We start from the raw sequence: 12,467 nt of genomic DNA on the forward strand, positions 1-12,467 counted from the left end.
GCTCCCCCTCTGCCGCTGAGAACACATCAGGCAACGCAGCAGCCGCAGGAGGCGGGGCAGGGATTGGCGCCATCTCCTGCTCGCTCTCAGGGCTGAACCTGGGGCAGGTCACCACTGGCCAGACGCACTTCCCACTCTGCGTCCAGCATGTCCTTGACCAGATCAAGGTGCTCAAGCCGGTGCTCATTGATTGAGCCCAGCGCGTCGATCAACTCCAAAATCGTGCCCTTGCCCAGTTTGTAGGCGTCTTGCGCCATTTGATGCAGCGGTGCGATTTGGGCCAGACCTTCTTTTTCATAGTCACGCACTGCTGTGCGGCGCAATGACAACTGCTGCAATGCACGTTGTAGTTCTGACTGCGCAGCCAGTACCGCAGCATCACGGCGCAGCTCGGCCTGATCGGCTTCTACCTTGGCTCGCTCGATAGGGCCTTGGTGCCTATCGAAAATCGGTATTTCAACGCTCACGCCCACTTGGTTAAAGCTGCCATCCACACCGTTGCGAATGCGTGATAAACCAAACGATGTCGTGGGCAATGCCTCGCGCTGCTCTAGCTTGATTTTCTGGCGCGCACGGTCCAGCTCGGCCTGACTGGCGCGCAAGCTGGGTAAGTTTGTTTGGGCTGTGCTCCACAGCTGTTCAAAAGCCGGGGCTTTGCGCAGGTCTGTGGCTTGCAAACTGCCTTCAGCGCGTGCATTCCATTGCGGTAAGGCGGCAATACTGGTCACACGCGCTGCCGCATCACGCAAAGCGGCCTGCGCCTTGCTCACTTGCATACTCATCTGGGCTTGCTGCAGGTTCAGCCGCGCACCGTCATAGCGGCTGCGTGTACCGGCCTCAATCTGGCCTTTGACGATGAAGCCAGCCTTATCCAGCTCATCACGGGCTGCTAGCCAGACTTTATAGCGCTGCTGGGCCACCAGAAGCTCGTTAAACGCGTGCGCTGCGTCGCTCAGAGTCGTGGCAACGGCAAGGTCAGAATTCGCAGCAGCGGCCCGCTCACCGAGTCGCGCATTTTCAATGCGCATACCGCGCTGGCCGAAGATGGGGATGGCTTGCTCCACACCCCATTCCTTTTCGCCGCGCTTGCTGGAGTAATGGGCAACAGGATTAGAGAAAGTGGCCGCCGTTTTGCTGTCGGCCTTGGCCAGATCCAGCTGCATGCGATCTGCTGCAAGCGTGGGCTGGTTCTGTACCACGATGCGCAAATACTCCTGCAAGGTGACCGGCTGCACAGGGGCCGCCACCTGCCCGGCGATGCTCTCTGCGCCCGTATTCAGGGTCCGCGTTACAGCCGCATCAGCGGCATGGCTGGTGCCGCTAAGAGTGGCGCAGCACAGGGCTGCGGCCATTGCCAGAGAGTGCCACTTAGTCATTTTGAGCGCCTTCATCACGTTCCTCCTGCGTCATCATGTTCTTGGGGCCCAGCAAGGCATACAACACGGGCAGCAACACCAGTGCCACCAGTGGCAGCACAACCATGCCGCCAACGATGACCGAGGCAAAGGGGCGCTGGGTTTCGCTACCCACGCCAGTGGAAAGCGCCATGGGCAGCAAGCCCAGCAGCGCCAGCAAAGCCACCAAAATAATGGAACGCATGCGCTCTGCCGTGCCTTCAATCAGAGCCTGCATCAAAGGCATGCCCTGACGGCGTAAATCCTCAACCGCCGAGACCACCAGCAAGCCCGCCAGAGCCACCTGCCCCAGCAGCGCAATAAAGCCAATGGCCGCGCTGATGGACAGCTCGATATGGCCCAAATGCAGGGCCGCAATACCGCCGACCATGACAAACGGAGCGCACAGCAAAATAATGCTGGCACTGCGGGCTTGGCCCAGCGCACCAAACAGCAGTGCGTAGACCACGATCAGTGACAACGGAATCACCACCTTCAGGCGTGCAGCAGCGCGCTGCTGGTTTTCCCATTCGCCGCCCCACTGGGCGATATAGCCTTCAGGCAGCTTCACGTTTTGCTTGAAGGTGGCCAGCGTGTCTTTCACCACCGAGCCAATATCGTGGCCTTCCACGTTGAATTTGAGCGCCATGTAACGCGCATTGCCTTCGCGGAAAATGGAGGAGTTACCGATCTTCATGCTGACCGTTCCAACCGATCCCAGAGGCACAGATCCACCATCGGGCAGCGGTATGGCGATGTTGCGAATGCGCTCTTCATCCATGCGATCTACATAAGGCAGACGCACGCGCACAGGCACTGGGTATTCGCCTTCCCACAGGGTGGTTGCAACGTTACCGGCCAAAGCCACTTCCAGCGTCTTTTGGGCGTCTTCCATCGCAATGCCTTGGCGTGCCAAAGCCTGGCGATCAAACTCCACATGCACCTGCGGTGCGGGGGCATCGCGGTACAGGTCCAGATCAACCACGCCATCAATGCCCTTCACCAGAGCCTTGGTCTGCTGAAGAATGCCGCGCAGCGTCGGAATATCAGGGCCAAACAGCTTGAGAACGACCTGACCACGGGCACCGGATGTGGACTCTTCCACGCTGTCACGAATCGGCTGCGCAAAGTTAAAGGCTACACCCGGAATTTCACCCAGAGTTGCACGCATTTCTTCGATTAGCGCGGGTTTGTTCAAGCCCTTGCGCCATTCGCCATGGGGCTTGAGGCGCACCAGCACCTTGGCCAGATTGAGTGTCTCGTTATCGGTGCCTGATTCAGGCCGGCCCTGCTCTGTGGTCACCGTCAGCACTTCAGGGAAGACCTTGAGGCGCAGACGCACATCGCGCAGCACTTCCTGGCCTTTTTCCAGCGAGATGGAAGCAGGCATCTGCACCAGCACATAAGCATCACCTTCATCCAACTCAGGCAAGAATTCAGTACCCAGCCATTTGGCAGAAACACCTGCAACCACCAGCACGCTCACAAACACGGCAATCACTACGGTGCGGCTTTTGGCGGCGCTCAGAATGCGGCCAATCCAGTGCTGATAGCCGTGGTGCGCACGGTCAAAAATCTTGGGCTCTTCCACCATCACATGCTTGGGCTTGAGCAGCAGCGCGCACAGCGCTGGCACCAGCCCCATGGCAAACACCAACGCACCCAGCAACGCAAAGCTGTACGTCATGGCCAGTGGACGGAAGATGCGGCCTTCAATGCTTTGCAGCGAGAAAACAGGGATCAGCGCAGCAATCACGATCGCCATAGCAAACAGCGTGGGCTTGGCCACGGCAACGGCCGAATCCACAATGATGTGGCGCATGTCATTCGCCGTCTGCGGCTTTCGCATCCGTGCATTGCGAAGAATGTTTTCTGCCAGCACCACCGCACCGTCCACCATGATGCCGAAGTCGATGGCGCCCATGGAGATCAGATTGGCCGGCATGCCCAGCGCATGCAGGCCGATAAAGGCCACCAGCAGCGACAAAGGAATCACCGTGGCCACGATCAACGAGCCACGCAGGCTGCGCAAGAAAAGCCACAACACAGCAATGATCAGCGTGGCACCAAACAGCAGGTTGTGCTGCACGGTTTTGAGGGTATGGCCCACCAGATCGGAGCGGTCATAGTTGGTGACCATCTTCATGCCCTCAGGCAGGCCACCGCTGTTGAGCTCTTCCACCTTAGCGTGAATATCATCCAGCACGATGGATGGGTTGGCACCGCGCTTGAGCAGCACAATGCCCTGCACTACGTCGTTCTGATCATCCATGCCCACTGAGCCTTGGCGCGGCGTGTGCGACTGCGCCACGCGCGCAACATCACCAATCGTCACAGGGGCCTTGCCACGCATGGCCACCACCACATCCTGAATCTCTTGCGGAGTGCGCAGCAAACCAATGCCGCGAATGATGAAGGACTGCTCGCCACGGCGCATCAGGCCACCGCCCACGTTGCGGTTGGACTTGGATAGCGCATCGCTCACGTCATCTAAAGACAGGCCCAGACCGTAGAGTTTTTCAGGGTCCACTTCCACGTGAAATTCTTTGACGAAGCCGCCAATACTCACCACATCGGCCACACCCTGCACTTGCTTGAGCACGCGCACCACATGCCATTCTTGCTCGGTGCGAAGCTGCGCCAGCGTGTGTTTATCGCTTTGCAAGCGGTAGTAAAAAACCTTGCCCAACGGCGTGTAGTCAGGCGCCATTTCTGGCGTTACGCCATTGGGTAAATTGGCCTGTGGCAAGCGCTGAGAAACCTCGGCCCGCGAGTTAAAGCTATTGGCGTTGTCATCAAACACCAGGTTGATCATGGAGAGGCCGAAATAGCTCTCCGATCGCAATGCCGTCAGCCCCGGCGTGCCATTGAGTTCTCGCTCAAGCGGCTGGGTGATCTGGCGCTCCACTTCTTCAGGCGCAAGACCCGGCGCCTGGGTAATCACACCCACCTGCACATTGGTCACATCGGGGTAGGCCTCGATGGCTGTTTGCAGATATGCGTACACGCCATAAATGGCAATGAGGAGAGTGACGCTCAGCGCCACCAGTCGCCTGTGAACGACAAAGGAAATAAACGAACGCAGCATGGTTCAGGCTCCTGACAAGACTACAGAAGCTGGCTGGCTGCGCCGTCAAGCAGCAGACCACCACGCACCACAATTTTTTCACCCACTTTGAGGCCTGTAATCACGGGAACCATGCCGCGCGATGGACGCCCCAAAGTCACCTTACGCGCCTCGAACTGGTTGTTCTCGTGCTGCACATAGACCACACTAAGACTTTCGTCCTTGATGAGCACGGCGCTCACGGGGATCAGCATCTCTTGCAGGTTGGAAAGCTGCACGCCCACCTTGGCCTGCATTCCGGGGCGCAGCACTGGGTTTTGCTCGCTCAACTCCACCACGACAGCGGCGCGGCGCGATTCTTTATCCAGCGTTGCACCAAGATGCCGCACCGTCCCCTTGAGAGGTTTGGCCAGTTGCGGCACCTCCACTTGAACAGCACTCCCCAGACGAATGCCGGGCAAGTCAGACTCAAACACCTCGGCCACCACGTTCATGGCCTGCGGGTCACCAATCATGAACAGTGCAGCCCCCGGATCAGCGGCATTACCCACCACGGCCTTGCGCTCGGCCACGATGCCTGCACGCGGGGCACGCAGCTCAATGCGATCACCGCCGCCAGAGCCCAGCAGCGCAGCCGTGCCTTGGGCGCGGCCTAGCTCTTGCGATGTTTCACGCAGCTTGGCCTGAGCAGCGCGCAGATCCACATCTACGCCCACACCCTTGTTCACCATGTTTTGCTGACGCTGGGCTTCAACCGCCGCCACATCATGGGCTGTCTTGGCCGCCGCCACATCGTAACGAGTACGCAGTGCATCGGGGCTGACCAGCGTGGCCAGCAAGTCGCCGGCCTTGACCATATCGCCCACATGCGCGTTAACGGTGACCACGCGAGCCGAGATGGGCACGGAGGCGGATGCCACACGATCTTCCACAAACGCCACATGCGCAGGGGCCCAGGCCATTTGCAAGCCTTGAGGATCTGTCACCGCCGCAATATCCAGCATCTTCACGGACTCAGGCTTGACCTGCAGAAAGCCTTTGGGCAGGGGCGCCGCAGTGTTTTGCGCGCCCTCTCTCGCTTTCGAGGCATCGCACCCGCTGAGCAAGCCAGCCACCGCAACGGCCACAGCCGCTACTGACATTTTTGCCAATGTCTTGGTTCGTAAATGCGCCGCTGCCGGCAATCCCACAAGGCTCTTGTTCATCGTTCACCCTTTTTTCCATGGCCGGGAAGTGAAGAGCTACGGCACAGCTTCGCTTCCAGTGATAGCGCCATGCTAGGAACAGCCACCCGCATCTTGGATGACGCACGCATTACGGTTTGGTAAGGCGGTGAGCTGTAACGGCAGCCCGGGCCGAGTGATCACCCAAACCACATCACTCTGACTAAAACTCAGCCTGCCCTGAGCACCAAGCCACGCTGATTTGCCGTTTTTTTAACAAAGCAAATCAAAGACACCTAAATCGCCTAAAAAACAGGCATTCAGACCATTTCCTCATGTGATTTTTCATACATGAGTACTAAAAGTATCTAAATCAGGTAGATAGCGGGGTCAACCACGTTTTCTATCAAATTGCTATTAAGTGCTTGTATTGAATTGGATATCTACTATCAAAAGAAGAGCTACCGACTTATCCATTCGGTGGATAAATTCAAGGCCTGTGCCTTAGTTTTTCAAGAAATCAACAAAAAAGGCATTTCTGGCATACAAACCACGTTTTGAGTTGCGAAGGTAGGAAAAATTGCCGTGATAAAGCGCGTAAAAAAATGGTCTTTATAGCTGTGGATAAATTACATGCTCTTGTTGTCTGTAGAGACAAAATGATCCTGAACAACCTTACCCACAACACTTGAAAACTAGCTATTTCTCACTCTTTAAGAGAATTTTCAAATTCTAGAAAAACTTATTTATTCATAAAAATTTAACAACTTTATCAACAGCAATTCATACATGGTTATCTCCAAGATATAAACAGACTGAGTCAATGCAAATTCTGTGGATAAGTTTCTTGAAAACTACACTTCAGACAATCCACAATTACAATGAACAAGTCCTCCGTAAGTGGTGGAAAAGATGTATCTCATACACCTCTGAGATACATCTGTAGCACATACATAAATCATCGATTTGTATGCTGTATTGCATAAGAAAATCAATCTTATTTAATACATATCTCTGTACGAATACTTATAAAACGCTAAAGCACAGCGCCTTTGCGTCTTGAAAAGCGCTGAAATGCACGAAAAAAAGTGGGCTGAAGAGGCCCTGAATTCCTTTGATGCCGTCGTTGGAGCCATGCCAGGATTTCGCAGCCGTGAAGGACAGCGAAAAATGGCGGCTCAAATCGCAAAAACGCTAAGCGAAGCCCAGCTCGGAAAAGTCGATGAGGGCGACCCAGATCCCCGCAAAGCCATTGCCGTCATTCAGGCCGGAACGGGCGTGGGAAAGTCGCTGGCCTACAGCATCCCGGCCATCCGCATGGCGCTGTCGCGTGGCACGCGTGTGCTGATATCCACCGCAACGGTGGCGCTGCAAGAGCAACTTGTGAACAAGGATTTGCCGGCGCTGGCAACAAAGCTCGATCAGCCCTTTAAATTCGCGTTGGCCAAGGGTCGCGGTCGCTTTGTCTGCAAACTCAAGCTGGAGCGGCTTGCGAGCACGGGCGAAGCGCAGGATGAGGAAATGGACGATCTGTTTGCCGATGAAAAGGCCCAGACCAAGATCAATCGCCCCCAGCACGAGCTGCAGGCGCGCATGCAGTTCTACAAATCCATGGCGGATGCACTGACAACTGAGGCATGGAGTGGCGACCGCGATTCGCTAGAGACGCCACCAGAAGCTGAGGCGTGGAGCCCGGTGGCTGCAGAGTCATCGTCTTGTACGGGCAAGCACTGCCCTGCTTTCAGCAACTGCGTTTATTACGAGCGCCGCAAGGATCTAGTCGCTGCGCAAGTCATTGTCGCCAATCATGATTTGCTGCTTTCGTCACTAGGCTCCAAGCTGCTGCCGGATCTGGATAACTGCCTGCTGATCCTTGATGAAGCGCACCACCTGCCCGCCACCGCGCTCGATCAATTTGCTGGTGAGATGGACCTGAGCCGCCTGACCTGGATCGACAAGCTGGCCAGCCGTGCGCTGCGTGTGAACCAGGTCGCGGAAGTGGAAGAGCTGGCCGATGTGCCCAAGCACGCAGGTCAACTACGCCTGCAGATGCAGGAGCTGGCCAGACTGGTCATGGAGCACTACGGAGAGGCCCTTAAATCGCAAAAAGACAGCTATGGGCCTGCCAGGGTGCGGGCAGCTCGTGGAATGCTGCCTGAGGCGCTTTTAGAGCCTCTGGGGCTTATTGCTCACCATGCTGATGGCTTTCTGGATGCGCTGCGTGCTGTTTCCAAAGCCCTGCGTGCAGAAATCAAGGACAAGCCCGAAGAAGCACAGCGCCTGTCCACCATTTATGCGCAGGTCGGGGCACTGGCTCCGCGGCTGGAAGCCATCTCCAACACCACGCAATTGCTGCTGCAGCACAGCGAGCCAGATGCCGAAAGCAAGGCAGTTCCCAATGCCAAGTGGTTCACGCTGGAGATGGACGGTGAATTCATCGCCGTTAAAGCCCATGCCAGCCCTATTCAGCCGGGTTCCACGCTGCGCCAGCATCTGTGGTCGCAGGTCAGGGGCGCGGTGCTGACCTCTGCAACGTTGGCCAGCTGCGGACATTTCGACTTCTTTTTGCGTGAAGCCGGATTGGTCAACGACCCATCTGTCACCACCCTGGAAGTACCCAGCCCCTTTGACTATGCCCGCCAAGGCACGTTAGTGGCCCGGGAAACGGCCGCAGACCCGCGTGAAGCGGCGCGATTTACCGAGGAGATGGTCGAGGCCCTACTCAACGATCTGAGCCGCATACAGGCCGGTGCGCTGGTCTTGTTCACATCCCGCGAGCAAATGAGGCAGGCGGTGGATGCGCTTTCCACCAGCATGCGCAATCAGGTGCTAGTGCAAACCGCCCTGCCCCGCCAGACCTTGCTGGCACGTCACCGCGAAGCCGTGGAGATGGGCGAGCCATCCATCATCTTTGGCATGCAGTCGTTTGGTGAAGGCTTGGATCTGCCCGGTGCGTTGTGCGAGTCGCTGTTTATCACCAAGCTGCCTTTTGCCCCGCCTGATGACCCTGTCGGCGAAGCCAGAGCCGAATGGCTGCGCAGCAGTGGCCGTAACCCCTTTAACGAGCTGGTTGTGCCTGCTACGGCGATTCGCCTAGCTCAGTGGGTAGGTCGTGCCATTCGAACCGAAGAAGACCAAGCCCATGTGTACTGCTATGACCGCCGCCTGACGGGCACCAGCTATGGGCAGTTGCTCATCAAAAGCCTGCCGCCATTCACGCTGCAGCGCAGGCCTGTTTTAGTCGTTTAAGAAGACCTGACGAAGAAGCTTTTGCAGGCTTCTTCGCTCTGTTTTTTTGCTGGATTTTTAGCCTTTCAAAAGGCTGCGCAAGTCGACTTCATGGCTAGCTAGCGATCAGATGACACAAGCCTTTTTGTGCTTAAAGGCTTTTGTAATTTTTCTAACACTTGACGATCACGTTCAGCTGCAACAGCCGCCTAGCTTTGCTCAGCTCAAGCTCAGTCCCGCCCCAGTCCGCACAACTGAGGACTGTTATCGAAAGCGTGCTCACCTTAGCGCCGCGCAACTCTTGCTGTTTGCTTTCCACTGGGCGAACGATTTATCGATAGGCAAATCTGCCAGTTCAAAACCACTTGCTGATTTTAGAAAGCAAGGGTTAATCGAATATTTTTGAAGAATCTATTCAGAAAATTCAGCATAAACAACGACTTACAGAGTCATTGAATTTTTTTGAACGGACTTTTATGTTTATTTTCAATGCAGATTTTGACTCAGAGGGCCGGTTACCCCCAGTTGTTTATAACATTCTGTGGATAACTATGCATCTGAAGGTATGGAGATTAGAGCTTATCCCCAACTGGATTGCAGAGGTTGCGCATCTTACGTCAATTTTTTGAGATCAGGCGCGTCAATTCTTCTAAATCCTTTTTTCTTTCACTTCTCCTCTGTCAATCGTCTTTGAAGCACCTGTTCGACGCTAGTTAAAACTTTGAAAGCTTTCCATTTTTTGATTTCACCTTCAGTTGTTTTTTATAGAGCTTATAAATAAATAGTTGTAGTAGTAAAGAACCTATTGTTCTGTGGATAACTATCAAAAACTGATAAAAATCAATCTTCTTTGGTATTGATAAACATGGAGACAGACTACGGTTGCTGCTGTCCTCTATTCATGAACAACTTCCATGTTTTAAGAATTTCTGTGGATAACACTCAAGTTGATATGTAGTTATTCACAGAAATTGATAAATAGTAAATAAACCATAAAAATGTCTCATATCCATTATTTATAAGGACTTATTGCTATGGTTTTTATAGTGGATAACCGAAAGAGTCTTGGTTGAGCACATCTAGTTCTATGCCTGTGATGTACCCGTAAAGCTTTCTCAAGAATCTAAACCTCCCTTTTTTTGTTCAAGTCATGAAGGTATCCTGTGCAAACTTTGTCTTTAGTTGTTATTGCTAATCTTATATTTTTACTTAGTAGTAATAGTAAGCAGTCCACTTAACTGTGGGTAAGTGTTACTTTTTCAATTAAATCAATGACTTAGATTTTGTGAAAGTCTGTGGTTGAGGATGAAGTCTTGGTGTCTTTGATTTGGGAGTAACTTTTTCAAAGTTGAGAATCCTGTGGAAAACATCAAAAATACGCTTCTTTTATCACCATGTTTATGCACAGCCATGTTTGCTCAATGCCAAATATGAAAAAGCCACCCGAAGGTGGCTTGGCTTTATTGCTGACTTAGTGGCGTTGTTTGCGTTTAGATCTGCTTTGATGAGTTGCGGTGAACGGCTCTTTGAAGAACTTGCTATTGCTCTGCTCAATCGGGGATGAATCAGGCAAAGAAAAGCCCCCTGTCAGTGACGACAGGGGGCTTTGATAAAGTGAGCCTAGGCGCGCTTACTTAGCCGTTGGTGCTGGAGCAGGGCGCTCTTGGCCAGGCTTGCCGCCATGATGGCCACGGTGATCACCATGGCGTTTGTGCATGCGTAGCGAGGCAGAGTCAAAAGTCTTTTGCTGCTCAGCGTTGAGCTGGGCATAGAAAGCCTTGGTGGCATCTGCACGGCTATCCATTTGTGCATTACGTTTGGCGCGCATTTCACGCATTTTGTCGATGCGCTCTGGAGTGCTTAGCTTGGCAAAAGCTTCGCGGTCTCCACGGGCAGGGCGTTCAGCAGGCTTGATGGCGTTGGTGTAGGTGGTCCACGCCGATTCTTGAGCGCTGGTGAGTTTGAGGTCAGCCTTGAGCTTGGCCATGCGTTTTTGCATATGCTCCATGCGATCACCACCGCGCTTTTCGCCGTGGTGATGTTTGCGGTGTTCAGGCGCTTTTTGGGCGGCAGTGGGCTGCTCTGCTGGCGCTGTCGTTTGTGCGAAGCTGGGCAGGCTCAAAGAAGCGAGCAGGGCGGTGGCAACAGCGGCGCCGGTGATGGTTTGGCGAAAGCGGGTCATGTCATATTCCTTTTCAGTAGAAGTGGAAGAAGTCGGCCGCTAGGTCTGCGTCTTGCAAGACATTCGGCAGCGGATGAATGAAGTATGGGACCCTCATGTTTCTGTCCCGTGAGGTTTTGCCGCTGCTCTGTAAAGTATTGAGAAGATTACGCTGCTCTGACTGCGCAACAATAGAGATATGGGCTGCATTGGCAGTTGATTTTTTCCGTGAAGCTTCGCTGCTGGAGCTCACGACGATTGAAGATTTAGCAAAGGTTTTTGATGTTCAAGAACATGATTGTTTATCGCATTGCCGAAAGCTGGCAGGGCGACTTGCAGGTGTTGGAAGATGCACTGCAAAAGACGGTGTTTGCCGAGTGCGGTGCGACGCAAGAGCGCTCAGTGGGCTGGGTGCCGCCGCGTGGCGAGCAGCATGGGCCATTGGCTGAAAGCGTTGCGGGGCAGTGGGTGATGCGCTTTATGAGCGAATCGAAAATGTTGCCGGCCAGCGTGCTCAACCGCAAGGTCAATGAAAAGGCTGAGCACATTGAAAAGACCGAAGGCCGCAAGCCCGGCAAGAAAGAGAAAAAAGACCTGAAGGACGAGGCCAAGCTGGACCTGCTGCCTATGGCCTTTACCAAGCAAGGTGCGATGTGGGTCTGGATTGACTCGCAGGCGCGCACGCTGGTGCTCGACACCAGTGCGCAAGGCCGTGCCGATGAGATAGTGACGCTGTTGGTAGAAGGCCTGCCCGGCTTTGCGCTGGCGCTGGTGGATACACAAACCAGCCCGCAAGCTGCCATGGCCCACTGGCTGATGACGCAGGAGCCTCCCGCAGGCTTCAACATTGACCGCGAATGTGAGCTAAAGGCCGCTGACGAATCTAAGGCGGTTGTGCGCTATGCACGCCACCCGCTGGATATTGACGAGGTGCGTCAGCATATTGAGCACGGCAAGATGCCCACCAAGCTGGCTATGACCTGGGATGACCGCGTGAGCTTTGTGCTGACCGAAGGCCTGCAGATCAAGAAGATTGCACTGCTGGATGCGGTGATGGATGGCCAGTCCCAAGACGATGGCGGTTTTGATACCGATGTGACGATTGCCACGGGCGAATTGTCGCGCCTGATTCCTGATCTGATCGAGGCCCTGGGCGGTGAAGGCCGCACCGGTTTGGGAGAAGGTTTACCTGCTTCTTTGAGCACTAAGCCTGCTGAAACATTGCCCGTGCGACTGGCCCAAGGCCGTAGCCAAGGCACGGTGACTGGCCCAGCTGCAGCACCTGCGGATACGGCACCTGAAGAAGCACCGTTTTAATGCTTTTGAACTAATGCTATTGAAGCGATAGCTGCATGTCTTAGCTAAACAATGTTTTGTGAATGTTTTTATTCTGAAACGATGAAATAACCAAGACAAGCAGCTATCAAAAAATGCATTTTAAAAAGGCCTGCCAG

Annotated in this window: 6 protein-coding genes; 2 read left to right on the forward strand and 4 right to left on the reverse strand. The window is 54.3% G+C overall.

Going from position 1 to position 12,467, the window contains the following annotated elements; translation table 11 throughout:
- Positions 1 to 86 precede the first annotated feature (86 nt).
- The 3 genes from KUF54_RS11770 to KUF54_RS11780 are packed head-to-tail and all read right to left on the reverse strand — an operon-like array spanning position 87 to position 5,666.
- On the reverse strand, positions 87 to 1,391 hold the full coding sequence (locus KUF54_RS11770; RefSeq protein WP_219343006.1) for a TolC family protein: 1,305 nt from the start codon (positions 1,389 to 1,391) through the stop codon (positions 87 to 89).
- On the reverse strand, positions 1,369 to 4,482 hold the full coding sequence (locus tag KUF54_RS11775; protein ID WP_219343007.1) for an efflux RND transporter permease subunit: 3,114 nt from the start codon (positions 4,480 to 4,482) through the stop codon (positions 1,369 to 1,371). Before KUF54_RS11775 ends, KUF54_RS11770 begins: the two co-directional genes overlap by 23 nt.
- A 20-nt stretch (positions 4,483 to 4,502) precedes the next feature.
- A complete protein-coding gene (locus KUF54_RS11780) occupies positions 4,503 to 5,666 on the reverse strand; it encodes an efflux RND transporter periplasmic adaptor subunit (protein ID WP_219343008.1) in 1,164 nt (387 codons plus the stop codon).
- Between the two features lie 1,032 nt (positions 5,667 to 6,698).
- On the opposite strand from KUF54_RS11780, the gene dinG reads away from it, so the two are divergent.
- Entirely contained in the window at positions 6,699 to 8,873 is a 2,175-nt protein-coding gene (dinG, locus tag KUF54_RS11785; protein WP_219343009.1) for an ATP-dependent DNA helicase DinG, read from the forward strand.
- Positions 8,874 to 10,482: 1,609 nt separating this feature from the next.
- Here dinG and KUF54_RS11790 read toward each other — a convergent pair.
- On the reverse strand, positions 10,483 to 11,034 hold the full coding sequence (locus KUF54_RS11790) for a Spy/CpxP family protein refolding chaperone (RefSeq protein WP_219343010.1): 552 nt from the start codon (positions 11,032 to 11,034) through the stop codon (positions 10,483 to 10,485).
- Positions 11,035 to 11,295: 261 nt separating this feature from the next.
- Between KUF54_RS11790 and KUF54_RS11795 the strand changes: the two genes are divergently transcribed.
- On the forward strand, positions 11,296 to 12,330 hold the full coding sequence (locus tag KUF54_RS11795) for a recombination-associated protein RdgC (protein ID WP_219343011.1): 1,035 nt from the start codon (positions 11,296 to 11,298) through the stop codon (positions 12,328 to 12,330).
- The last annotated feature ends 137 nt before the right edge of the window (positions 12,331 to 12,467 follow it).

The sequence above is a fragment of the Comamonas sp. Y33R10-2 genome, from assembly GCF_019355935.1.
Taxonomy (GTDB): Bacteria; Pseudomonadota; Gammaproteobacteria; order Burkholderiales; family Burkholderiaceae_C; genus Comamonas.

Coding starts and splice junctions, on each gene's coding strand:
- KUF54_RS11770 (WP_219343006.1), bottom strand. CDS start 1,391: ATGAAGGCGCTCAAAATGACTAAGTGGCACTCTCTGGCAATGGCCGCA.
- KUF54_RS11775 (WP_219343007.1), bottom strand. CDS start 4,482: ATGCTGCGTTCGTTTATTTCCTTTGTCGTTCACAGGCGACTGGTGGCG.
- KUF54_RS11780 (WP_219343008.1), bottom strand. CDS start 5,666: ATGAACAAGAGCCTTGTGGGATTGCCGGCAGCGGCGCATTTACGAACC.
- dinG (WP_219343009.1), top strand. CDS start 6,699: ATGCACGAAAAAAAGTGGGCTGAAGAGGCCCTGAATTCCTTTGATGCC.
- KUF54_RS11790 (WP_219343010.1), bottom strand. CDS start 11,034: ATGACCCGCTTTCGCCAAACCATCACCGGCGCCGCTGTTGCCACCGCC.
- KUF54_RS11795 (WP_219343011.1), top strand. CDS start 11,296: ATGTTCAAGAACATGATTGTTTATCGCATTGCCGAAAGCTGGCAGGGC.